Consider the following 24434-nt stretch of genomic DNA (forward strand, 5'->3'; position numbering starts at 1 on the left):
TAATGAGTTTATTCAATTTTTGGAAGAAAGAAGAAAACAATCTATTCGATGAAAATATTACCATCGAAGAAACTCGTTTTGTGGTTTTAGATACCGAAACTACTGGATTTGATTATGATAATGATCGCATTTTATGCATCGGTGCACTGGTTCTTCAAAACGGAATTATTAATGTTCAGGAAAGTTTTGAAGTTTATTTGGAACAAGAGCATTATGATAAATCGACAGCCCAAATTCATGGTATTTTAAAAGATCTGCTTGTCAAACGCCCAACTGAATTAGAAGCTCTACAGCAGTTTTTAGACTTTTTAGGAGATTCTATAATTATTGCACATCATACCATTTTTGATGTCACGATGATTAATAGAGCTTTAGAACGAAACAGACTTCCGCAATTGCAAAACAAAACTTTAGATACGGCTTATTTATATAAAAAGACCTTAATTCAATCGCATTTATTTGAGCGAAAAGATCATTACACCTTAGATGATTTGGCTGATAAATTCGACATTTCAAAAAAAGACCGTCATACCGCTTTGGGCGATGCTTACATTACTGCCATTGCTTTTCTTAAGATTGTGAAGAAGTTAAGAGAAAAAAAAGCAGTCAATTTAAATCAGATTTTTAAATATTAAGATTTTTTTTAGAGCCTTAAATTTACATTCAAAACTTTCAATTTACCATTTCATAATACAAGACTTACATTTATTAGCATTAAGAAAAAATTAACATAACGTGTACTTTGTTTTAGAGAGATAGCTTTGCCTTAATCAAAAAAATAAAAAACACTTTATGAAAGCTAACTTTTTAAAATCAATTACCTTGCTTGGATTTGCAGGTCTTTCTGCAATAAGCTGTCAAAATGATGACAAAGATTCAAAAAACGATGTAAACGCAAGTATCGATTTTACTTCACATTCAAAAGTACCTCCTTTTGTGTATGCTCAACCAGGTTTTGAAAACTTAAAAATCAGTACTTTAATTACAAGTGCAGATGTTCTTCCAAATTCACCTTCTTTTGTTTACGGAGCACAGCCAGACGGAGCTGGATTAATGAAAGATCCAAATGGTGATGGATACATTATGATTACCAACCATGAAATTATTCAATCGGTTTCAAGAGTATATTTAGATAAAACTTTCAAACCTGTAAAAGGTGATTACATCGTTGATGGTGTTGGAGGCTTAACACGTTTATGCTCTGCAACTTTAGCAACTCCTGAAATTCACGGATTTGGTCCTATCTTTTTAACTGCTGGAGAAAGCGGTCAAGAAAGTATGGTTCACGGAATTAATCCTCTTGGGTTATCTACTGATAAAGCACGAACTGACAGAGTTTTGCCAGCTTTAGGAAAAGCAAGTATGGAAAACGCTGTTCCGCTTCCAAAAGAAGCTTATCCAGGAAAAACAGTTATTTTAATTGGTGAAGATCAATCATATTCAACTTCTCACGTAAGTGCTGGTCAGTTGATTATGTATGTAAGTACAGTTGGTGATTTGTCTAACGGAAAATTATACGCTTTAAAAAGAACTGACGGAAATCAGGTTGAAACTACTATGACTTTAAACAATTCATATCCAGTTGAATTTGTTGAAATTCCGAATGCTAAAAACTTAACTGGTGCCGTAATCAATACAACAGTTAATGACTTAAAAGCAATTCGTTTTTCAAGAGTTGAAGACGTAGATTACAGAAAAGGAAGCGCAAGCAACAATAGAGAAATCTATTTTACTGCAACAGGTCAGGCAACTAACAATGCTCCTGTTGACGGATATACGATGTGGGGAAGAGTTTATAAAGTAAAATTAGACGCAACAAACCCATTAAAAGGAACTTTAGAATTGGCTGTTGAAGGTGACAGTACTCCAGGAACTGGAATCATCAATCCAGATAATTTATGCGTAACTGAAAACTATGTTTACATTCAAGAAGATGGTGATAGTTATTATGCAGATGCAAAACACGATTCGTATATCTGGCAGTACAACATCGCTACAAAACAAAATAAAGCGTGGTTAAACATGAACCACAAGAGAACAGATACGGCTTGGAACACACTTTACAACCAAACTGGCGAAATGAGATTTGGAAGCTGGGAATTTGGAGCTATGCAAGACATTTCAGATATCATTGGTGTTCCAGATACTTTCACGGTAAATATTCACCCTCATACTTGGCAGAGTGATGCATTTAAAAATGCTGATGGTTCAGGAACTCAAACGAACAAAGAGGGAGGACAAACTGTAATTATTAGAAACGTACAACGATAATAATTTCTACCAAAATCTTACTGACAACCCTTATTTTCCGATAAGGGTTGTTTCTATTACAACACCACTATGAAATTAAAATATTTTACTTTTCTATTCCTACTGCTTTCTTTTTTCTTTTCATGCAAAGAGAGTGAAGCATCAAAACCAACGGTTAAACAAGAATTACTTGTCGATTTAAGTAAACTTAATAATCAAATTGTTCGATTTCAAAAACTTATAACCAGCAATTCATCACAGAAAGAAATTGTAGAACAATTTAAAAAATCTCGTCTGGCATACAAAAAAGTCGAATGGGCAATTGAATATTTTATTCCTGAAACTGCCCGATTTATGAACGGCCCCGCTTTGGACGAGATGGAACTAGAAGAAAACCGATCTTTTGAACCGCATGGTTTTCAGGTTATGGAAGAAATGATTTATCCTGAATACAATCCTGAAAGCAAAGAAGATTTAACGAGAGAATTGAATATTTTCCAATCAAACATAAAACAGCTTAAAAGCACTTTTGAAGTTATTACTATTAGTGATGACTATGTTTTGGATGCCATGCAACAGAATGTTTTTAGAGTTATCGCCTTAGGAATAACCGGTTTTGACAGTCCAATTTTGCAGTCTTCAATTCCAGAAGCTGGCCAGAGTTTAATCTCAATTCCAGAAACGCTTGAAAAGATTAATGCTAGTAATAAATCGGTATCTGAATTAAGAGAATTAACCAAAAACGCACAAAAGTACTGCACTGAAAATAATAATTTTAATGCTTTCAATCGTGCTATTTTTATAACTGAATATCTAAATCCGATTTCGAAAAAACTGAAAACTTTTCAGAAAGAAGAAAACATAAAAAATGTAAAGAAAAGCAGTCCGCTAAAACCAACAATTGAAACTTTATTCGATAAAGATGCTTTTGATGTAAATGCTTTTGTGCTTTCTAAAGAATATGATTTTACTAAAGAAAAAGTGATTTTAGGCGAAAAATTATTTTATGACACAAGTCTTTCTAAAAACAATGACCGAAGCTGTGCAACCTGTCATAACCCTGAAAAAGCATTTACTGATGGTTTAAAAACAAACGTTTCATTAACTGGAATGAATTTACCACGAAACACTCCTACTCTAACCTATGCATCTTTGCAAAATGCCCAGTTTTGGGATATGCGTCAGTTGGATTTAGAAAAACAGAGTGTAGATGTGATTCAGAATAAAGATGAAATGCACGGATCAATGGAAAACATTCATGCTAAAATTCAGCTGGATAAAGAATATGTAAAACTATTCAAAAAAGCCTTTCCAAAAACCTCAAAACCTGAAGCCTGGCAGATTCAAAATGCAATTGCGAGTTATGTTCGTTCGTTAAACTCTTTTGATTCGAGATTTGATGAATACATGAGAGGAAATAAAAACGTCCTAAACAATGAAGAAATCGAAGGAATGAACCTTTTTATGGGAAAAGCAAAATGCGCTACCTGTCATTTTACACCTTTGTTTAACGGAACAATTCCGCCAAGTTATTCCAAAACAGAACACGAAGTTATCGGAACTCCAAATGAGCCTTCGGGAAAATCCTTAAGCCCAGATAAAGGCCGTTACATATACAATAAAATGCCTCAATTGGTTGGCGCTTTTAAGACACCAACCGTGAGAAATACAGCTGTAACTGCTCCGTACATGCACAACGGAGTTTTTAAAACGTTAGAAGAAGTAGTTTCTTTTTACAATAAAGGTGGCGGAATTGGTTTAGGCTACGAAGTAGAAAATCAAACTCTTCCTTTTGATAAACTGAATTTGACTGTTAAAGAAGAAAAAGCGCTTGTTGCTTTTATGAAAACGCTAACGGATAAAAAATACCAGTAAAACCAAAATAAACCACTCTGCACTGAAAGTGCAGAGGTTTGTTTTACGAGGGACTGAAAGTCCCTCTTATTATTTCATTCAAGAATGAAATTTGAATCATCATCATTATCTTTCCTTCTATGATGCTCCAGATATTCATTTACCATTTCATCAGTTATATTTCCTGTACTCCAAACTCCATAGCCACTTGCCCAAAAATGCTGTCCCCAGTAACGCGCATGAAGTTCTGGAAACTCCATTTGTAATTTCCTTGAAGTACGACCTTTGAAACTTTTTAAAATTGAACTTACATTTTGCTTCGGAGCATACTCAATATGCATGTGGACGTGATCCGCACTAACAACTCCTTTCAAAATTTCTATCCCTTCCCACGGTGCACCTCCAGGATATGTTGGTTATGAAGAAGGTGGATTATTAGTAAACAAGATTAGACAAAAGCCCTACTCTATTGTTTTATTTGACGAAATTGAAAAAGCACATCCTTCCGTTTTTGACGTATTTTTACAGATTATGGACGAAGGAAAACTGCATGATCGTTTAGGCAAAGAAGGTGATTTCTCTAATGCAATAATTCTCTTTACGTCAAATATTGGTGCAGATCATATTGTAAATACATTTAACAATGGTGAAATTCCAACTTCAGGTTCTTTGATGGAAATTATGGCAAATTATTTCAGACCTGAATTTTTGGGAAGATTAACTGAAATCATACCTTTTGCGCCTATCAGCAAAGAAAATGCATTGAAAATTTTTGAAATCCATCTTAAAAAGGAATTTATGGATTTATTAAAAAACATCAACATTCAAGTCGAGATTCCGATGGAAGCCAAGCTCTATCTTGCTGAAAATGGTTATAATGCTAAATATGGAGCAAGACCTATTAAAACCATTATCAGAACTCATTTAAGAAGACCTCTAGCTAAAAAAATAATTTCTGGTGAAGTGCAAGATGGAGATACAATTAAGGTGATTATCGAAAACAACGAAGTCCAATGGGTTAAAGAAGAAGTTTTTACTTCAGTTGAAAAATAAATTTAAACCATAAAAAAAACGCTAAGAAATAATTCTTAGCGTTTTCTGTTTTTATTCTAAAACCAAACCTATTTGACCATCATCATCTAATTCTGTCTCCACAGGATCATCTTCCGGAATTTCTGGTTTTTCTGGAACTTCTTCAACTGGTTCTTCATAAGGAAGTGGTTCTAATAAGTTTACCTGTTTTAATTTATCTGTAGTTAATTGATTTCCTAAAGCTTTGAAGCCTTTTACAGCGATAAAATCTTCGACATCAATATGTAAATCATCTTTTTGAACTCCTTTTACTTTCGCAAAAACCAATTGTGCTACCGGACGATAATCTGTTGACACAATTTCTAATTGCGAATTTGGATGGTCTGTAATAAAGCTTTCTTCTTTTCCTTCATTTTCTACAAGGAAACGTTTTAAGAAGTAACGCTCTTTTTCTCCGTCATAGTAAATTGCAGAAATCGGTTTTTTAGGTTTCCATTTTTCCAAAACAATCATGTCTTCATCGAAATGTGTTGATAATTCTGGAATGATTACCTTTAATTTTCCTGATTGACTAATAACTAAAATTTTATCTGTCGGTTTAAATTCTCCTAACAATTCTCCTCTTGCATCAACATTTAAACGTTTTACGGTATCATCAAACCAAACTTTTCTCGGCAGTAAAGTCGAAATTCCTTTTTCTTTTAATTCAATTTTCTTGATTGGATATTTGGTAACTAAGTTTCCTTTTGAACCACGTCCTTTAATTGCTAATTTAGCAAAATCAATATCGAATTTCAGTTTTTTAATCGTTCCAACTTGGCGCAATAAAATAGTCACAACCTCAGCTTCTCCATTTGGATTATGTGAAAAATAAACTACCTGAGAACCGTTTGTACCATTTGTTAAATCGTAAGCTTTATCACGTGTCACACCAGTAACATTAAAACGTTTTATGTAAGAAGGACCTGATTTTCCATCACGGTACATCATATTATAAATAGTGCGTTTATCATTTTTATCAAAAACAGCCGCGTGTATGATATCTTTTCCTATGAAAGTTTTGGCATCGACTTTTGTAATCATCATGGTTCCGTCACGTAAAAACACTATAACATCGTCAATATCAGAACAATCGCCTACATATTCATCTTTCTTTAAACTCGTTCCTACGAAACCTTCTTCGCGATTTACGTAAAGTTTTGTGTTTCTTAAAACAACTTTTGTAGCTTCAACGTTATCAAATACACGAAGTTCTGTTTTACGTTCTCGTCCTTTTCCGTATTTCTCTTTCAGTTTGGTAAAATAGGCAATAGCAAAATCAGTAAGATGTTCCAAATTGTATTCTACCTCTTTCATTTCCTCTTCTAATCTAGAAATTAATTCATCTGCTTTATCAGAGTCAAAACGAGTAATACGAATCATCGGAATTTGAGTCAAACGCTGTAAATCATCATCGTTGATTTCTCTAACAAATGATTTCTTGAAAGGCTCAAAACGGTCGTATAAATATTTATAAAGTGATTCTCTATCTCCGTATAATTTGAAATCAATATACATTTCTTCACGAATGAAGATTTTTTCCAAAGTAGAGAAATGCCACTTATTTTTTAATTCTTCTAATTGAATTTGAAGCTCTTGTTTTAGCAAATCAACCGTTCTTTCGGTTGAAATTTTCAACATTTCAGAAACTCCAATAAACAACGGTTTATTATCTTCAATCACACATCCTAAAGGTGCAATAGAAGTTTCGCAAGCCGTAAATGCAAATAAAGCATCAATCGTTTTATCTGGCGAAACACCAGGGAAAAGATGAATCAGAATTTCTACATCGGCAGCCGTGTTATCTTCAATTTTCTTGATTTTGATTTTTCCTTTTTCATTGGCTTTCAAAATACTATCAATCAAACTCGATGTATTGGTAGAAAACGGAATCTGCGTAATGACCAAGGTGTTTTTGTCTAATTGCGAAATTTTAGCACGAACACGCACACGTCCGCCACGCATTCCGTCGTTGTAATTCGAAACGTCAGCAACACCGGCTGTTGCAAAATCTGGGTAAAGCGTAAATGATTTCCCTTTTAAGATTTTAATCGAAGCGTCAATTAATTCATTAAAGTTATGAGGAAGCACTTTTGTCGAAAGTCCAACCGCAATACCTTCTGCACCTTGTGCCAAAAGCAAAGGGAATTTTACTGGAAGATTGATCGGCTCAGCTTTTCTACCGTCATAAGATAGTCCCCATTCTGTAATTTTTGGAGAATATAAAACCTCTAAAGCAAATTTAGATAAACGTGCCTCAATATAACGGGGTGCTGCTGCACCGTCACCAGTTAGAATATTTCCCCAGTTTCCTTGGCAGTCAATCAATAAATCTTTTTGGCCAATTTGTACCATGGCATCACCAATACTCGCATCTCCGTGTGGGTGATACTGCATGGTGTGACCAACAACATTGGCAACTTTATTATAACGACCATCATCCAACTCTTTTAAAGAGTGCATAATACGACGCTGAACAGGCTTGAATCCGTCCTCAATAGCAGGAACCGCACGTTCCAGAATTACGTACGAAGCATAATCCAAGAACCAATCTTTGTACATTCCGGTTACTTTGGTAATAACATCTTCTCCTTCTTCTTCCTGATTTTCGTAAAAATGCTGTCCTTCAAAATGTTTAGCATCTACGTCGATAATCTCATCGTCGTTTCCATCCTGATTATCATCCATCAGGTTTTCATCTTGATTATTCTCGTCGTCGTTTGGAATTATGTTATCGTCTTCTTCGTCTTTCATTATTTATATTCGAAATTATAAATTTATTTGTTTTCCAGAAGTTCTTTTAAAACTTCAACACTTGGTAAAACCGTTTTGTATTTACTAGCAAAAATCTGTTCATTGTTTTCAGGCAAAGTATATTTTACAACCGCTTCGCTTTTATTCTGGCAAAGTACAATTCCGATGGTTTTGTTTTCATCTTCCAATCGCATTTCTCTATCGTAATAATTGATATACATCTGCATCTGGCCTAAATTGGCTAAAAGTCAATTTAAAAAATGAAAACAAAGTTTGATAATCCACTTTATCAAATTTCGCAGACACTGTCTGCGCTTTTTGAATTTGTAAAATCCGAGACAGTGACTCGGATTTTGAGAAAGTCATATAGAACTGTCTTATTTGTTTCAAATTTCTTATCGAAAACCCTTTTCCAAACTCCTTTGTCAATTGTTGAGAAAGTCCTTTTAAAAGCTGTTTACCATATTCAGCCCTATCTTTTCCATTTTGTTCTTCTTCAACTATAATTCTTCCAATTTCAAAATAAGTAATTGTCATTGTTGAATTTACGGTACGCAAAACCTGTTGTCGAGCATTTTGCAATAACTCGGCAACTTGTTGAAAAATGACTTTATTTTGAAGACCGTCTGGCACTATTTGCTATTCTAAAAATTCTTAAACCTCCTCCAATTCATCAATCTCAACCTTCAGATTCTTGATGATAAACTCTTGTCTGTCTGGTGTATTTTTACCCATATAAAAAGATAACAACTGCTCAATCGAAGTATGTTTATCCATCATAACCGGATCAAGGCGGATCGTGTCTCCAATAAAGTTTTTAAACTCATCTGGCGAAATCTCTCCCAAACCTTTAAATCGTGTGATTTCTGGTTTTGGTTTTAATTTCTCAATCGCGTCTTTTCTTTCTTCTTCGGAATAACAATAAATCGTTTCTTTTTTGTTTCTAACCCTGAAAAGCGGTGTCTGCAAAATATACAAGTGCCCTTCTTTGATTAATTCTGGGAAAAACTGCAAGAAGAAAGTAATTAAAAGCAAACGAATGTGCATTCCGTCGACATCGGCATCGGTTGCGATTACGATGTTGTTGTAACGCAATTTTTCTAGTCCATCTTCAATATCAAGTGCCGCCTGCAACAAATTGAATTCTTCGTTTTCATACACAATCTTTTTAGACATTCCGTATGAATTCAGAGGTTTACCTCGCAAACTGAAAACCGCTTGCGTATTTACGTCACGCGACTTTGTAATCGATCCAGAAGCCGAATCTCCCTCGGTAATAAAAAGTGTGCTTTCTAAGTTTCTAGGGTTTTTAGTGTCTGGAAGATGCGCTCGGCAGTCTCTTAATTTTTTATTGTGAAGATTCGCTTTTTTAGCACGGTCTGTCGCCAATTTTCTAATTCCTGACAATTCTTTTCTTTCGCGTTCTGCCTGAAGAATTTTACGCAATAAAGCTTCGGCTGTTGGCGGATTTTTATGCAGGTAATTATCTAGTTTCGTCTTGATGAAATCATTAACGAAAGTACGAACAGAAACTGCTGGTGTTCCATCATCAGAACCCATATCGGTAGAACCTAATTTTGTTTTAGTCTGAGACTCAAAAACCGGTTCCATTACTTTAATACTAATCGCACTTACAATCGATTTACGAACGTCTGATGCATCAAAATTCTTATTGTAAAACTCACGAATCGTTTTTACAACAGCTTCACGATACGCCGCTAAGTGAGTTCCTCCTTGTGTTGTATTCTGACCGTTTACGAAAGAGTGATATTCTTCACTATATTGGGTTTTACTGTGCGTTAAGGCTACCTCAATATCATGGTCTTTTAAATGGATAATTGGATATTCTAAATCTTCTTCGCTGATTGTTTCTTCCAACAAATCACGAAGTCCATTCTCTGAATAATATTTTTCTCCGTTAAAAATAATAGTCAAACCATTGTTTAGATAACAATAGTTTTTAACCATTTTAACTACATATTCTAAGCGGAATTTAAAGTTTTTGAAAATCGTTTCATCTGGCGTAAAAGTCACTTTCGTTCCTTTACGTTTTGTAGTATCAATTACGTCTTCTTCTGAAACTAAATTTCCTGCTGAGAATTCTGCCGCTTTTTGTTTATCATCACGAACAGATTCTACACGGAAATATGTCGAAAGTGCGTTCACTGCTTTTGTTCCGACTCCATTCAGACCTACTGATTTCTGGAAAGCTTTTGTATCGTACTTTCCTCCCGTATTCATCTTCGAAACTACATCGACCACTTTTCCTAACGGAATACCACGTCCGTAATCACGAACCGTAACCGTTTTGTCTTTGATACTTACTTCAATAGTTTTTCCAGAGCCCATTACGAACTCATCGATACAGTTGTCTAAAACCTCTTTTAGAAGAATGTAAATACCATCATCCGGCGCAGATCCGTCTCCAAGTTTTCCGATATACATTCCGGGACGCATACGGATATGTTCTTTCCAATCAAGCGAACGAATATTATCTTCGGTATATTGATTTTGCTCTAGCATATATGATTTTAGGATTTTTTGCTAATGTACCATTTCTTAGCAAAAAATGAAAGCGTATTTCTTTTTTGTTATGAATAATAACAGTTTAAAATCTATTTAAATTGATTATAAGATAAAACGGGCGCTAAAAATATGGGAAAACTGCTTTTTTGGCAAAAAAATACTATTTGATTCCCAGCACTTCTTTCGCTAAAGCAATCATTTCGGGCGTTCCCGTATTTTTATTCTTTTCGTCAGAGAGTTTTACAACACCTTGCCAATGTACATTATCAGGTTTTGTATCGGTTAATTTAATTACCATATTCATGGCAGGAAGGCCAACATCATTGGTGAAATTTGTTCCGATTCCAAATGACATTTTTATCTTGTCGTGACAGAAATCAGCAATCTTTTTTACTTTGTCGTAATTGAGCGAATCTGAAAAAACGATGACTTTTGATTTCGGATCAATTCCCATTTTGTTATAATGAGAAATTACTTTTTGAGCAAACTCAATCGGATCGCCACTGTCATGTCGAACACCGTCAAAAAGTTTGGAATATTTTTTATCAAACTGATTGAAAAATATTTCTGTAGTATAGGTATCAGTTAAAGCGATTCCGAGATCACCTCCATAGACTTTTGTCCAGTTTTCAAGACTTGTAAAATTCGCCACCTGAAAACCATATTGCGCCGCATGAAACATAAACCATTCGTGTGCATGCGTACCTAAAGGTCTTCGGTTATTGACCATCGCAAAATGCACATTACTGGTTCCAATGAAACTCTGTCCACCATTTGTTCTCAAGGTTTCGTTTACCAAATCGTGTACATCATAGGAATGACGGCGTCTTGTACCAAACTCCAAAATAGAAACGCCAAGTTTATTATAATTATCAATTTTATCTTTGGTTAATTTCTTTATGGCTTCATCATTCAAACGAATCAAATGATTGGATTTATAAAAAAGCTCCGAGATCAAAGCCATCAAAGGAACTTCCCATAAAATAGTTCTGTACCAAAATCCTTCGACAGTAACTTTTATTTCTGAACCTTCCTGACTAATTTGAACTTCGGACGGGTCAAAACTATATCCCTGCAGAAAATCTAAATAAGTAGGATCTAGATAAGGACAATAATGAGCGAGATAACTTTTTTCCTCTTTCGTCAGTCGGAGATCTGCCATTGCATCGACAGAATCTCGAAGTAAATCGGCAAAACCTTCTGGAAAAATATGTTTTCCTCGGTTTATAAAACCATACCGAACTTTTGCTTTTGGAAAAAGTTTAATTACAGCATGCTGCATCGTAAATTTATAGAAATCATTATCTAAGATTGATTTCAGAAAAGTTGTCTCCATAACGCTCAAATTCGGATCATTCTTGCTAAGATACGGCAATTTCAGAAAAGATGAAAATTGCTAAATTCTTAATCCATTATTTTTAAACTATCTTAATAGAAACAACACTATTACCATCTACAAATACAGTAATATATTCTCCGACATTATTATCAATCGTAATCTGAAATTCCAAACCTCCTCGTTTCTCTTTCGGATTTTGCACTTTCACAGCCTGATTTCTTTTATTTACATAAAAAACCTGATTTGATTTCGAAAGATTTTTGATTTCAAACGTAATTTTATCTCCATTTCTAGCTTCAATTATACCCGAATCTGGTGATTTGATTTTGTAGTCATTCTCAATTGTAGTATTATAAATTAAAGGGCCATTCAAAAAATCTTCTTTACTCAGCCTTTTTCCTAGATAAGTACCTGAATCCGGAAAATGTTTTGCAAAAAAGTAATCTGGATCGGTATCAAAATAAGCAGGATTAAAATCATTGACCATTCTGCCTTTACTGCTGTCGTAATAGCCTTGCCCCCACGTCACATCTAGAAGACGCCATTTTTTATCAATCAAAACCATATTCCAAGCATGATTGGATGAAGTTGTTTTTCGACCGATATCTCTAACTGAAATTTTAGAATCGCCACGAATGATTTCGCATTTAATTCCCATCAAGGAAGCCAAATGTTGATACAAAGCCGTAAATCCCTCGCAAACTGCTTTTTTAGATTTAAAAGCTTTCTGAATTAGGTTATCATTCAGTTGTTTAATTTTTTGCTGTTTCTCTGCTTCTGAAGAATAACTGAAACCTTGTGTTCTTGGCGGATTCAAATACGCATTATAATCATATCTTATATTAAAGGCAATCCAGCTGTAAATAGCACGCGAACGATCATAATCCGAATCAAAATCTTTTTCGATTCTGTCGGCTAATTTTTCAGTGCTATCAAAACTTTTTGGGTATTTTGCAACTATTTTATCGACTTCACTAATCTTTTGAGCAAAAGTAAAATTGATGAAAATACTATTTAATAAAAGGAAAATAAGGGCAATCTTTTTTTGTGGCATTTAAAAATTTGATTTAATAATATCTTTCAGTTCTTGATCTAATTCAGGATTAGAGATTTTATTTTCTTGTAAATCAAAATTCGAGCCAAATGCTGGTAATGAGAAACTTCCTTTAATTTCTGCACCATAACGAGGGAAAAGATTTTGTGCAATTCCTAAAACAGATGCACCGCCTCTACCGCCTGGAGAAGTTGCCAATAACAACATTGGTTTGTGCTGAAAAACATCTTTTTCGATTCGGGAACTCCAATCAAAAACATTTTTGAAAGCAACAGAATAATTTCCGTTGTTTTCTGCCATTGATACTACCAGAATATCAGCTTCTTTAAGTTTATTCAAGAACACTTGCGCCACTTCGTGCTGACCAATTTCTTTTTCCAAATCAACACTAAATACAGGCATTGCAAAATCATTAAGATCTAAAACTTCAACATCTGCATTTTCAAACAAATTTGAAGCATAAGTCGCAAAACGTTTGTTGATTGATTGTTTACTGTTACTTCCTCCAAAGGCTACTATTTTCATATTTGTGATATTTGTTTGTTTCAAACTGTATAAGTTATACAAGCTCATTTAAAATACTTTGCTAGCAGAAGCAAAACTTCAATTCTCTCATAAAACTTATATAGTTCAATTAATTATTTTCTATTTCAAAAATCTCTTTTTGAATTTCAACTGAATATTCATTTGGGTAAATTTTACCGCCGTATGATTTTGCATATACTTTAGTAAATTCAGCTCCAAAATACAGAATAATTGCCGAATAATAAACCCAAACCAAAATAATTATTACAGATCCCGCAGCGCCGTAAACAGAAGCTACAGTTGAACTTCCTAAATAAAAACCAATTGCAAATTTACCAATCATAAACAAGACAGCAGTAACTCCTGATCCTATAAAAGCATCTTTCCATCGTATTTTTCCGTCTGGTAAAGTTCTGAAAATTATCGTAAAAAGTAATGTTATACTTGCCAACACAATTACAACATTAACAACGTAAAACAAGTAAACTGTACTTTCTGGAAAGTAAATTTTTAGACGTGAACTCACTAAATCTAATGTTGTATTTACCAATAAACTCACCAGCATTAAAAAACCCACAGAAGCAATCATTGAAAATGACATTAATCGATTCTGAATGAACTTTTTAATACCTTTATCTGGTTTGGCACGTAATCCCCAAATAAAATTAATGGAACTTTGTATTTCGGCAAAAACTCCAGAGGCTCCAATTAACAACATTACAATTCCAAAAACGGTGGCAAACATGTTATCTCCAGACAATTGCACATTTTTTATAGCTTCCTGAATCTGGCTAGCTGCACTATTACCTACCATTCCGTTTATTTGACCATATAACTGACCAGTCACAGCATCTTCTCCAAAAAAGAAACCACAAATAGTAATGATGATAATTAACAATGGAGGCAATGCAAATATGGTATAATAAGATAATGCCGCACTGAGTTTAATAGCGTTATCATCATTAAATTCTAAAAAAGTGTTTTTTAATAGAAACCAGATTTTTTTAAAGATATCTTTGATTCTCATTTGCTCCATTTTTGATATTATCTCAAATTTACGCAATAATGAAAATTCGTTAATTCTCGATTTTTATTGGAATTTTATATTTTTCCCATATCGACCGATGAGATATTCCTGACTGAATATTATTTATTTCAGGACTTTTGTAAATTCCCGATCGTAACCTAGCTTTTTAATTTTTAATATTTTTTTGAACTCACTTCTACTTGGCTTAATCAAATATGAAATCGAATCGAGCATTTTCCCTTTTATCTTAGTGATAGAATCAAGTGTTTTTAAATCCTGTTCTTCATAAAATCTTTTAAATTTTATTGTGTTATTTTGAAGTGACAAAATTTGAATATCCCAAAATATAGAATCTTTTCTACTCAGAATTAATTGACTATCCATTCGTTTTGCTTTTTGATAAAGTGAAAACCTAAACAAAGTATCTATGTGCTTTTGTATTAATTCTATTGAATCGCCTTTTGAAAGCATATCATATTTTTCTTTTGTCCCTTTTGATATTAATTTGCCATCAACAATATCATATTCTGTCTTTAACGAATCTAATGTAAGCCTATGAAGTTTAAATTTACGGAAGTATTCTTCTAAAATTCTATCTTCTTCAATTCTAATAAAAGTTGAATCATTATTTGCGTATAGTCCTTTAAATCTATTGGGAAAACGATCTAATTCGGAATCTTTTTCAGGCTGTGGATTTTCAAAATAAAAAGACATACAATTTACACAAGCTGGTTCATCTGCTTTTTTGCAGGAAATAATTACTAGCGCTATAATTATAATCAAAAATGATCTTTTCATGATAAGATCATTTATAATGACAAAAAATCCCCTTATCGTAAACCGTCCACAAACTTGCTTTTTGGTTTGCCGCCTTTAGTGCATTATTTGCCCAAGTATTGCAGGTATAAAAAAGACTATAACTTCCTTTGGCTTCATAAAAAGCATCTTTTTTTCCATAGCTGTGACCTTCAATCCATTCTGGATGCAGTGGATTATTAAAACTATTAGAAATATAATGGACTAAATTTTGATAATTTTCCTTTGAAACTAGAATTCGTTTGCAGTCTTCGCCTTCTCTTAGCTGCTTAAAAAATGTAGTATGCATGGCAGAAGAACTGACGCCAAATGCCGCTTTTAAAGCTGTACTTGCTTTTAAGTCTGACCATTCTGGTGTATCTAGGTAAAAACCTTTATCGCCCCAGCCAAAAGCAATAAAATTCATTAAAGAATCTTTGGATTGGGTTTGATTAAACTGTATTTCATTTCGCCAATCTTTGATTTCGTTTTTAATTGGAACCACAATATCCGTATGAACGCCGTTGGAAAGAATGTAAATTGGAATTGCATTTTGTTCTTCGACTTGAGCGACATCTGAATTTACTGTGATTTTTGAAATAATAAGAACTGCTGTAACATATAAAGCAAGAAAACTAAAGATTCCGAAAAGTGTCCAGCCGAAAATTTTGAATGATTTTTTTAGCATTTTAATTGGTTGATTTTAGATTAGTAATTGGTTATTTTTTCTGTAACCAATTTTTAAGCCAAAAATTTTCAACTGTGAAAATGGAACGCGGATTTTACAGATTCACTTTCGCGAAAGCGGACTAATTTGTCATTTTAAAACATAAAAAAACTGCTGAATCTCTCCAGCAGTTTTTTAGTCTATTTTCTATATTCTTTTATTCTATCTTCTCTAGAAAAAAATTAAACATTAAAACGGAAGTGCATTACATCACCATCTTTTACAACGTATTCTTTTCCTTCCACTCTGAATTTTCCAGCTTCCTTAGCTTTTGCTTCAGAACCGTATTGAACGTAATCATCATATGAAATTACCTCAGCGCGGATAAATCCTTTTTCGAAATCAGTGTGGATAACTCCAGCTGCTTGCGGCGCTGTCGCTCCAATGTTGATTGTCCAGGCACGAACTTCTTTTACACCAGCTGTAAAGTAAGTCTGTTGTTTTAATAATTTATAAGCTGCACGAATTAAAACTGAAGCTCCCGGCTCTTCTAACCCCATATCTTCAAGGAAAACCTGACGCTCTTCGTAGCTTTCTAATTCAGTGATATCTGCTTCTGCTCCTACTGAAAGTACAATAACTTCAGCATCTTCGTCTTTTACCAATTCACGAACTTGGTCAACATACTTATTTCCGTTTACAGCAGAACTTTCGTCAACATTACAAACATATAAAACTGGTTTTGCAGTAATTAATTGGAAAGATTCCATTAAAACTTCTTCGTCATTGTTTTGAGGAATAACTGTTCTAGCAGACTTGGCTTGTAAAAGAGCTTCTCTAATTCTATTCAATAAAGCCTCTTCAGCCTGCGCTTCTTTATTTCCAGTTTTTGCAGCACGTTTTACTTTTTCTAAACGTTTTTCGATTGTTTCTAAATCTTTTAACTGCAATTCGATGTCAATAGTTTCTTTATCACGAATTGGATTTACGTTTCCGTCAACGTGAACGATATTATCATTGTCAAAACAACGTAAAACGTGAATAATAGCATTACATTCTCTAATGTTTCCTAGGAACTGGTTTCCAAGACCTTCCCCTTTACTAGCTCCTTTTACCAAACCTGCAATATCTACGATATCTACAGTTGCCATTTGAACGCGCTCTGGTTTTACCAATTCTTCCAATTTATTGATTCTTGGATCTGGAACGTTTACAACACCAATATTTGGTTCGATTGTACAAAACGGAAAGTTTGCACTTTGCGCTTTTGCATTAGATAAACAATTAAATAATGTTGATTTTCCAACATTTGGTAATCCTACAATTCCTGCTTTCATCTGTTAGTTTTCTATTTATTTATTTGGCCTTACTGCTTTCAGACCACAAACACTAAACACTTTGTGTGTTAGCGTGTTATGAATTATCGATTTTTCTGATTTCTGCCAAAATGATATTTTTTGGCTTTAAAATTTTGCAAATATAAGATTTAATAGCTCTTGCACGAAGTAAAAATGTTCAATAATATAATTTTCGACATACACAATGAAATTTTTAAACATTTAATTAAAATTTTGTTAAAAAATATTAATTTTATAAAACTGATTAACAAAAAACAAATCAATAAACCAATAACCATGAAAAAGACTGCATTATTACTATTTCTGCTGAATTCAGCATTTCTCTTTGCTCAAAAAGAGGTCTCGGGTCTTGTAAAGGACAAATCTGGAAATCCACTTCCTGGTGTTAATATTGTCGAAAAAGGAACTTCTAACGGCGTCTCAACCGATTTTGAAGGTAGTTTTAGAATAAAAGTAAAAGAAGGCGCCACATTAGTTTTTAGCTATATGGGATTTTCAAAAGTCGAGAAAGCCGTTTCTGGAGATAAAACAAATGTTACACTAAGTGAGAGTGATGGTCAAATATTGAATGATGTTGTGGTCGTTGGTTCTAGAAATGCCAAAAGAACTGTTGTAAACTCAGCTGTTCCTATCGATGTAATCAATGTAAAAGATGTAACCACACAAAGCGGAAAACTCGAAATTAATGAGCTCTTACAATATGTTGCCCCTTCATTTAATGCCAATAAACAATCCGGTTCTGATGGAGCCGATCACGTTGATCCAGCTTCTTTAAGAGGTATGGGGCCAGATCAGACTTTGGTTTTGATTAACGGAAAACGAAGACACCAATCTTCACTGATAAACTTATTCGGAACTCGTGGACGTGGTAATACCGGAACTGATTTAAATGCAATTCCGGCAGCCTCCATCAAAAGAATTGAAATTTTAAGAGACGGTGCAGCAGCTCAATATGGTTCTGATGCTATTGCTGGTGTTATTAATATTGTTACCAATGACAATGTAAAAGAATTTACTGGTGCCATATCATATGGTGCATTTAATACCGACGCAAAAGGAGATTTTCCTGAAGGAACTGCAAATACTAAAGGTTACCGACTCGATCAAAAAGGATATGGAAATTCATTTGGTAAAAATCAGGATTTTGACGGAGGTTCTGTTAAAGTATCTGCCAACTACGGAACTCCTATTGGAACAAAAGGCGGTTTTGTAAATGTTACAGGTGAATTTTTAAATAAAAACAAAACATTACGCCCAGGTTTTGATTTTAGAAAAGGTTTTGGTGAAGCCGAAATTCAAGGTGTAAACTTATTTGTAAATCTTGCTATTCCAATTTCAGATAAAACACAATTTTATGCTTTTGGCGGAAGCAATTTTAGAGATACCGATGCTTATGCTTTTACGAGAAACGATGGCGAAAGAGTTGTAGAAGCTATCTATCCCGGCGGATTTACTCCTAGAATCACTTCTAAAATAAATGACAATTCTATTGCTGCAGGAATAAGAACAGAAACTTCCGGCGGATGGAAATGGGATATCAGCAACACTTTAGGAAAAAATAAATTTCATTACGACATAAAAGGTACACTGAATGCTTCTCTTGAAGAAAGATCACCAACAGAATTTGATGCAGGTGGACATAGTTTACTTCAAAATACGACCAATTTGGATTTATCAAAAAATTATGGCGACATTTTAGGAGGTTTGAACCTCGCTTTTGGTGCTGAATTTAGAGTGGAACAATTTGAAATTTTTGCTGGTGAAGAAGGTTCTTACGCAACCTACGACACAAATGGAGTTCCTATTACAGATCCAACTACACAAAGTGCTCCAATTGATCCTAGTACTGGGGAACCAAGACCTGGAGGTTCTCAGGGTTTTCCTGGATACAGCCCTGCCAATGAAGTAAATAAAGACCGTACAAACTTCTCCCTTTACACAGATGCAGAGTTGGACATTACACAGGCATGGATGGTAAGCGGTGCCTTGCGTTATGAAAACTACAGCGATTTTGGAAGCACTGTAAACGGCAAACTAGCTTCAAGACTTAAATTGACCGACAAAATTAATTTAAGAGGTTCTGTAAGTACTGGTTTCCGAGCTCCTTCTTTGGCACAGATTTACTATAATTTACGTTTTACAAACTTTAGTTCGGCAGGAGCTACAGAAGTTTTACTGGCTCCAAATGACAGTCCAATAACAAGAGCTTTTGGAATTCAAAAACTTAATGAAGAAAAAGCGGTCAATGCTTCTCTAGGATTTACAGCAAGTTTTGGAGATTTCACTGCAACAGTTGACGGTTATTTAATTAATGTAAAAGACAGAATTGTACTAACAGGTTACTTTGATGCTACAGCTTTAGGAATGAATGTAGACAAAGCACAATTTTTCGTTAATGGTGTTGATACCAAAACTACAGGTCTTGATGTTGTTTTAGCTTGGAAAAAAAACATTAACGAAAACAGATTTGGCGCCACTTTAGTTGGAAATATCAACGATATGAAAATTGATAAAGTAAAAAATGGTGATTTGGACGAAAAAACGTTCTTTGGAGAACGTGACCGAGCTTTCTTATTAGCTTCAGCACCGCCAAATAAATTTGGTTTAAACCTAAATTACGGCAGAAAATGGTTTGATGCAGGACTGGCTTTTACAAGATTTAGCGAGGTTAAATTATTAGATTATCAAATGGACGAAGATCCAGAAGACTACAGAACATCACCAACAGAAACTGATGCACAGGTATTTGCTAATCAAAAAAAGGCCGCTACTGATACTTATGGAGCCAAAATTGTAACCGATTTAACTTTAGGTTTTAAAATTTCCAAATCGACTAAAATAAGCATTGGCGCCAATAACTTGTTTAACATCTATCCAGATCAGCAAGACGACTGGGTTGAAGCTGGAGGTTATTGGGATGCTGTACAAATGGGTTTCAATGGTGCTTATTACTATGCTAGACTTGGATTTAATTTTTAATTTACTGAAAGATTTTGATTTCACTGAATCTATAAATTGAATATAAAACACAAAAAATCCTGAACTTAATTGTTCAGGATTTTTTTTTCTATTTATTTAATTACAATTTAAATTCTAAGGAAGCGATGATAGCTTTTTCTTCATCGGTAGCTGTAAAACCGGAAATATCCCAGTAATTGGTCAAGATTTTATTCTTTTTATTGAAAAGCGATTTCTCTTTAAAAACATCACTTTCGTTATAAGTAAAATTCTGTTTATTAAATCCAGTCGTTACAAAGCTGTTTCTTACCTGAATCTTTTTAGATTTCTCTTTCTGAATCAAGGTATAACCAATTTCTTCATTTGAACTCAACATATAATAATCGTTTCCATCCAAACGGTAACTCACATTCACAAACGATTTGGTAATGTTTTTATCTCCAATACTTGTTTTTTCTTCTATTTTATCCAGATTTGCAGGAGTCACAGAAATCGTAAATTCTAAAATAATCTTCTTTTCCGGATCGTAAATAATTTCAAAATTATCCACTGCTTGCCTTGCCTTGTCCAGTGGTGTAACAGACATTACATAATAATCCTTGTTTTTTGAATGTCCTTTAACCGTAAAATCATATTCTTTCTTTGCCTTAGCATCCAGTAAAGGTTCAAAATATTTAAAATTTGAATAATTTTCCATAATATTATTCAAATTATACCCCATCAAATCGGCACTTACATCTGCTTCCAACAAACCATAAGAGCGATTCTGTTCTACCAATAAAGTTGTGGTATTGTTTTTATTGAATTGAAAATTCACCAATCCGTCATTATAATACGAATATTGATTATCGAGCATAAAAAATTCTCTCACATACACTTTTAAACGGTGCGAAATACTTATTTTCTTTTTGGAATTTGAAACAATTCTTTGAAGTGTTTTTTGAAGATTTTCCTGAGAGACTACAACTTCATCCAAGTTTTCTTTTTTGTTTTTTAAATAAACAACAAACTCACTCTCTTTTAATGAAGCCCAACGAACCGTAAGATTCTCATAGTTCATTTCAGAAACTTCTACATTAGAACCGCCACTCAAAACAAAAGTGACTTTTCCATCTTCATTCGTCATTAAAACCTGTTTGGTCTTTAGAATAACCACAGTAGCATTTTCTATTGGCTGTAAGGTTTCAATATCTTTCACCAAAATAGAATATTCTTCACTTTGTGCCAAAACACTTATGGAGCTGAGCAAAACGACAAATAAAAGTAGTAATTTCTTCATAGGCATTATTAAATTTTCAACTAAAGTATTAATTTTTTAACAATAAAGCAATAGCCGAAAAATAAAACATTCGTTATCAACTAACTAACTTTAACAAATACCTGAATTCAGGGTAAAAAAAAATCCCGAGTTTTTTGAGAAAAAACTCGGGATTCTATTTTTATTATACAACTATTCTTACTCGTTATGTAAGAAAGCTTGTCTTTCTAATAAAGTTTCTTCGTCTTCTACGTGATTATCATCTGGCACACAACAGTCTACCGGACAAACGGCAGCACATTGAGGTTCGTCATGGAAACCTTTACATTCTGTACATTTTCCTGGCACAATATAGTAAACTTCATCAGAAATTGGAGTTTGAGCTTCATCAGCATCAATCTCACTTCCGTCAGGTAAAACTATTTTTCCAGAAAGACTAGTTCCGTCTTTATATCTCCAATCATCTGCTCCTTCATATATTGCTGTATTTGGGCACTCTGGTTCGCAAGCCCCACAATTGATACATTCGTCAGTTATAATAATTGCCATCTTTTTCTTCTTTTTGTTAAAAGTTATGTGGTTAGGAGTATTAAAATAGTAAAGATTTTAATCTGCTTTGCCTTATAACGTAATATAGCTTATTTTTGTGCAAAATTACAATCAAAACAATTCATAAACAAACATTATGACATTAGAAACAAAAAAAAGTGTTTTTGTTGAATTAGGAAAATTTTTAAGTCAGTTTTCTGAAGCAGGATCCATACAAAAATCTAGCGTTTTATATAACGATATCTTTTTTGACGATTTTGAAAAACTAATTCATTTATCGCAATCTCATAATGGATGGTACACGCCAGAACAAGTTTATTTTTCGATACAATCCTGGGCAGAAGCTTTAACAGCCGAAAACATCGAAAAATGGCTTTCTCAATATGCAGCCGAATTTGCAAAATCTGATAAAAAAGAAAAAACAGTTGCTTTGATTCTGGCTGGAAATATTCCACTGGTTGGTTTTCATGATTTTCTATCGGTCTTAATAACAGGCAACAAAGCTTTAATCAAAACTTCATCAAACGATCAGTATTTATTACCTTTTTTAGCTAAATATTTAATTGCTGTTGATGAAAATCTAAAAGATAAAATCACTTTCGTAGAAGGAAAACTGGAGAATTTTGATGCCGTAATTGCAACCGGAAGCAACAATACTTCCCGTTATTTTGAATATTATTTTAAAGACAAACCTTCTATTATTCGCAAAAACCGAAATTCGGCTGCTATTTTAACTGGAAAGGAAACAAATGAAGAATTAGAGAATTTAGGCGAAGATATTTTCAGGTATTTTGGTTTAGGATGCCGTAATGTTTCGAAACTTTTTGTTCCAAAAGACTATTCATTTGACGCTTTTTTTCAGGCAATGTTCAAATATCAGGATGTTATTCATTATGAAAAATACGCTAATAATTACGATTATAATAAAGCCGTGTTTTTAATGAGTAATTTCAAATTATTAGACAACGGATTCTTAACCATAAAAGAAGACGCAAGCTACGCCTCTCCTATCTCGAGCATTTTTTATGAGTACTATGAAAACCTTGAAGAATTAGAGAAACGTCTTGAAAACGATTCAGAACAAATCCAATGTATCGTAAGTGGTAATTTGACACCAAATAGCATCAAATTTGGAGAAACACAAAAACCGCAATTGTGGGATTACGCAGATAATGTCGATACTATAACGTTTTTGTTAACAACAAAGTAATAAATTGTTTAATTATTTCGAATATTTTAACGCTTTTTCGGCTCTTATTAACGAAATTTGCGTCTTTAAAATTTTCGACTATTAACAACAACCATGAAAAAACACAACTACAGCGCAGGACCAAGTATTTTACCTCAGGAAGTTTTTGAGAAGGCATCAAAAGCAGTTTTAAATTTTAATGATTCAGGATTATCCATTCTTGAAATCTCGCACAGAAGTAAAGATTTTGTTGCGGTAATGGAAGAAGCTCGCTCCCTTGCTTTAGAATTATTAGGACTTCAGGGAAAAGGTTATCAGGCTTTATTTTTACAAGGTGGTGCCAGCACAGCATTCTTAATGGCTCCATATAACTTAATGAAAGAAAACGGAAAAGCAGCTTATTTAGATTCTGGAACGTGGGCAACTGCAGCGATAAAAGAAGCTAAACTTTTCGGTGAAACTATTGTTGTTGCTTCTTCAAAAGACGACAATTATACGCATATTCCAAAAGGTTACGAAATTCCAGCTGATGCTGATTATTTCCACTGCACAAGTAACAATACCATTTTTGGAACTCAAATGAAAGAATTCCCAGCAACTAACATTCCAGTTGTTTGCGATATGAGTTCTGATATTTTCTCACGTGAATTGGATTTTTCTAAATTCGACTTAATCTATGCAGGTGCTCAAAAAAATATGGGACCAGCTGGAACAACTTTAGTTGTGGTTAAAGAAGAAATCTTAGGAAAAAACGGAAGAACAATTCCAAGTATGTTAGATTATGCTAAACATATCAAAGCAGAAAGCATGTACAATACTCCATCTGTATTTGCTGTTTATGTTTCTTTACTGACGTTACAATGGATTAAAGAAAAAGGCGGAATTGCTGCTGTTGAAAAATTAAACAACGCTAAAGCTGAGTTATTATACGCTGAAATCGACAGAAACCCATTATTTAAAGGTGCTGCAAACGTAGAAGATCGTTCTAACATGAACGTAACTTTCTTATTGACAAACCCTGATCATACTGCTACATTTGATGCTTTATGGAAAGAAGCCGGAATTTCAGGATTACCTGGACACCGTTCAGTTGGTGGTTACAGAGCTTCTATTTACAACGCTATGCCAATTGAAAGCGTTCAGGTTTTAGTTGATGTAATGAAAGCATTGGAAGCTAAAGTTTAGTTTTCAGTCGCAGTCACAGTTTTCAGTACAAAAAAAGAAAAAAAATTAAAATTGGCTTAATCAATGAAATGATTG

At 33.8% G+C, this 24434-nt stretch carries 19 protein-coding genes and 2 pseudogenes; 7 read left to right on the plus strand and 14 right to left on the minus strand.

Annotation, left to right across the window (positions count from 1 at the left end):
• Positions 1-2: 2 nt before the first annotated feature.
• The 3 genes from BM289_RS04750 to BM289_RS04760 all read left to right on the plus strand — a co-directional run bounded on the left by BM289_RS04750 (position 3) and on the right by BM289_RS04760 (position 4125).
• Complete coding sequence (locus tag BM289_RS04750; protein WP_091491271.1) at positions 3-635, plus strand: 3'-5' exonuclease; 633 nt, start codon at positions 3-5, stop codon at positions 633-635.
• Between the two features lie 157 nt (positions 636-792).
• The gene (locus BM289_RS04755; protein WP_091491272.1) at positions 793-2271 is read left to right on the plus strand and encodes a PhoX family protein; all 1479 of its coding nucleotides are present in this window, start codon (positions 793-795) and stop codon (positions 2269-2271) included.
• 69 nt (positions 2272-2340) lie between these two features.
• Positions 2341-4125, plus strand: a complete 1785-nt coding sequence (locus tag BM289_RS04760) for a cytochrome-c peroxidase (protein ID WP_091491274.1) — start codon at positions 2341-2343, stop codon at positions 4123-4125.
• A gap of 74 nt (positions 4126-4199) precedes the next feature.
• On the opposite strand, the pseudogene tnpA reads toward BM289_RS04760, so the two are convergent.
• Positions 4200-4493: pseudogene (gene tnpA / locus BM289_RS04765) on the minus strand (IS200/IS605 family transposase); the annotation flags it as partial.
• Position 4494: 1 nt separating this feature from the next.
• Here tnpA and BM289_RS04770 point away from each other — a divergent pair.
• Positions 4495-5157, plus strand: a pseudogene (locus tag BM289_RS04770) (AAA family ATPase); the annotation flags it as partial.
• Between the two features lie 51 nt (positions 5158-5208).
• Here the strand turns inward: BM289_RS04770 and BM289_RS04775 are convergent.
• From BM289_RS04775 to ychF, 11 genes are all read right to left on the minus strand, one after another.
• Positions 5209-7929 carry a DNA gyrase/topoisomerase IV subunit A gene (locus BM289_RS04775; RefSeq protein WP_091491275.1) on the minus strand — a complete coding sequence of 907 codons (2721 nt, stop codon included), beginning with the start codon at positions 7927-7929 and terminating at the stop codon, positions 5209-5211.
• 23 nt (positions 7930-7952) lie between these two features.
• Positions 7953-8156, minus strand: coding sequence for a PDDEXK nuclease domain-containing protein (locus tag BM289_RS25605; protein WP_244165325.1), 204 nt, complete (start codon positions 8154-8156; stop codon positions 7953-7955).
• The gene (locus BM289_RS04780; RefSeq protein ID WP_244165326.1) at positions 8128-8562 is read right to left on the minus strand and encodes a DUF1016 N-terminal domain-containing protein; all 435 of its coding nucleotides are present in this window, start codon (positions 8560-8562) and stop codon (positions 8128-8130) included. The genes BM289_RS25605 and BM289_RS04780 overlap by 29 nt, the downstream gene beginning before the upstream one ends.
• 21 nt (positions 8563-8583) lie before the next feature.
• Positions 8584-10452, minus strand: coding sequence for a DNA topoisomerase IV subunit B (locus BM289_RS04785; protein ID WP_091491277.1), 1869 nt, complete (start codon positions 10450-10452; stop codon positions 8584-8586).
• A gap of 163 nt (positions 10453-10615) precedes the next feature.
• Positions 10616-11791, minus strand: a complete 1176-nt coding sequence (gene pncB, locus BM289_RS04790; RefSeq protein ID WP_091491278.1) for a nicotinate phosphoribosyltransferase — start codon at positions 11789-11791, stop codon at positions 10616-10618.
• Between the two features lie 82 nt (positions 11792-11873).
• The gene (locus BM289_RS04795) at positions 11874-12848 is read right to left on the minus strand and encodes a transglutaminase domain-containing protein (RefSeq protein WP_091491280.1); all 975 of its coding nucleotides are present in this window, start codon (positions 12846-12848) and stop codon (positions 11874-11876) included.
• On the minus strand, positions 12849-13373 hold the full coding sequence (locus BM289_RS04800; protein ID WP_091491566.1) for an NADPH-dependent FMN reductase: 525 nt from the start codon (positions 13371-13373) through the stop codon (positions 12849-12851).
• Positions 13374-13482: 109 nt separating this feature from the next.
• Positions 13483-14400: a YihY/virulence factor BrkB family protein gene (locus BM289_RS04805; RefSeq protein WP_091491568.1), complete on the minus strand. Its 918-nt coding sequence runs from the start codon at positions 14398-14400 to the stop codon at positions 13483-13485.
• 123 nt (positions 14401-14523) lie between these two features.
• Positions 14524-15198 (minus strand): hypothetical protein, encoded by a 675-nt coding sequence (locus tag BM289_RS04810; protein WP_091491281.1) that lies wholly within the window; start codon positions 15196-15198, stop codon positions 14524-14526.
• Positions 15199-15205: 7 nt separating this feature from the next.
• Positions 15206-15883, minus strand: coding sequence for a TIGR02117 family protein (locus tag BM289_RS04815; protein WP_091491283.1), 678 nt, complete (start codon positions 15881-15883; stop codon positions 15206-15208).
• Between the two features lie 221 nt (positions 15884-16104).
• Positions 16105-17199, minus strand: a complete 1095-nt coding sequence (gene ychF / locus BM289_RS04820; RefSeq protein ID WP_091491284.1) for a redox-regulated ATPase YchF — start codon at positions 17197-17199, stop codon at positions 16105-16107.
• A 297-nt stretch (positions 17200-17496) separates the two neighbouring features.
• On the opposite strand from ychF, the gene BM289_RS04825 reads away from it, so the two are divergent.
• Positions 17497-20199 (plus strand): TonB-dependent receptor, encoded by a 2703-nt coding sequence (locus BM289_RS04825; protein ID WP_091491569.1) that lies wholly within the window; start codon positions 17497-17499, stop codon positions 20197-20199.
• 100 nt (positions 20200-20299) lie between these two features.
• Here BM289_RS04825 and BM289_RS04830 read toward each other — a convergent pair whose 3' ends face one another.
• Positions 20300-21457 (minus strand): carboxypeptidase-like regulatory domain-containing protein, encoded by a 1158-nt coding sequence (locus BM289_RS04830; protein WP_167365386.1) that lies wholly within the window; start codon positions 21455-21457, stop codon positions 20300-20302.
• 177 nt (positions 21458-21634) lie between these two features.
• Positions 21635-21985, minus strand: a complete 351-nt coding sequence (locus BM289_RS04835; RefSeq protein WP_091491288.1) for a 4Fe-4S dicluster domain-containing protein — start codon at positions 21983-21985, stop codon at positions 21635-21637.
• A 136-nt stretch (positions 21986-22121) separates the two neighbouring features.
• Between BM289_RS04835 and BM289_RS04840 the strand changes: the two genes are divergently transcribed.
• Together BM289_RS04840 and serC are read left to right on the plus strand one after the other, a co-directional pair.
• Positions 22122-23195, plus strand: coding sequence for an acyl-CoA reductase (locus BM289_RS04840; protein WP_091491290.1), 1074 nt, complete (start codon positions 22122-22124; stop codon positions 23193-23195).
• Between the two features lie 93 nt (positions 23196-23288).
• Positions 23289-24359 carry a 3-phosphoserine/phosphohydroxythreonine transaminase gene (serC, locus tag BM289_RS04845; protein ID WP_091491291.1) on the plus strand — a complete coding sequence of 357 codons (1071 nt, stop codon included), beginning with the start codon at positions 23289-23291 and terminating at the stop codon, positions 24357-24359.
• Positions 24360-24434: the final 75 nt, after the last annotated feature.

Origin of the sequence: Flavobacterium phragmitis, from assembly GCF_900112575.1 — a bacterium.
Classification (GTDB): domain Bacteria; phylum Bacteroidota; class Bacteroidia; order Flavobacteriales; family Flavobacteriaceae; genus Flavobacterium; species Flavobacterium phragmitis.

Coding starts and splice junctions, on each gene's coding strand:
- BM289_RS04775 (WP_091491275.1), bottom strand. CDS start 7,929: ATGAAAGACGAAGAAGACGATAACATAATTCCAAACGACGACGAGAAT.
- BM289_RS04760 (WP_091491274.1), top strand. CDS start 2,341: ATGAAATTAAAATATTTTACTTTTCTATTCCTACTGCTTTCTTTTTTC.
- pncB (WP_091491278.1), bottom strand. CDS start 11,791: ATGGAGACAACTTTTCTGAAATCAATCTTAGATAATGATTTCTATAAA.
- BM289_RS04750 (WP_091491271.1), top strand. CDS start 3: ATGAGTTTATTCAATTTTTGGAAGAAAGAAGAAAACAATCTATTCGAT.
- ychF (WP_091491284.1), bottom strand. CDS start 17,199: ATGAAAGCAGGAATTGTAGGATTACCAAATGTTGGAAAATCAACATTA.
- BM289_RS04785 (WP_091491277.1), bottom strand. CDS start 10,452: ATGCTAGAGCAAAATCAATATACCGAAGATAATATTCGTTCGCTTGAT.
- BM289_RS04805 (WP_091491568.1), bottom strand. CDS start 14,400: ATGAGAATCAAAGATATCTTTAAAAAAATCTGGTTTCTATTAAAAAAC.
- BM289_RS04795 (WP_091491280.1), bottom strand. CDS start 12,848: ATGCCACAAAAAAAGATTGCCCTTATTTTCCTTTTATTAAATAGTATT.
- BM289_RS04755 (WP_091491272.1), top strand. CDS start 793: ATGAAAGCTAACTTTTTAAAATCAATTACCTTGCTTGGATTTGCAGGT.
- BM289_RS04840 (WP_091491290.1), top strand. CDS start 22,122: ATGACATTAGAAACAAAAAAAAGTGTTTTTGTTGAATTAGGAAAATTT.
- BM289_RS04835 (WP_091491288.1), bottom strand. CDS start 21,985: ATGGCAATTATTATAACTGACGAATGTATCAATTGTGGGGCTTGCGAA.
- serC (WP_091491291.1), top strand. CDS start 23,289: ATGAAAAAACACAACTACAGCGCAGGACCAAGTATTTTACCTCAGGAA.
- BM289_RS04810 (WP_091491281.1), bottom strand. CDS start 15,198: ATGAAAAGATCATTTTTGATTATAATTATAGCGCTAGTAATTATTTCC.
- BM289_RS25605 (WP_244165325.1), bottom strand. CDS start 8,156: ATGCAGATGTATATCAATTATTACGATAGAGAAATGCGATTGGAAGAT.
- BM289_RS04825 (WP_091491569.1), top strand. CDS start 17,497: ATGAAAAAGACTGCATTATTACTATTTCTGCTGAATTCAGCATTTCTC.
- BM289_RS04830 (WP_167365386.1), bottom strand. CDS start 21,457: ATGAAGAAATTACTACTTTTATTTGTCGTTTTGCTCAGCTCCATAAGT.
- BM289_RS04815 (WP_091491283.1), bottom strand. CDS start 15,883: ATGCTAAAAAAATCATTCAAAATTTTCGGCTGGACACTTTTCGGAATC.
- BM289_RS04800 (WP_091491566.1), bottom strand. CDS start 13,373: ATGAAAATAGTAGCCTTTGGAGGAAGTAACAGTAAACAATCAATCAAC.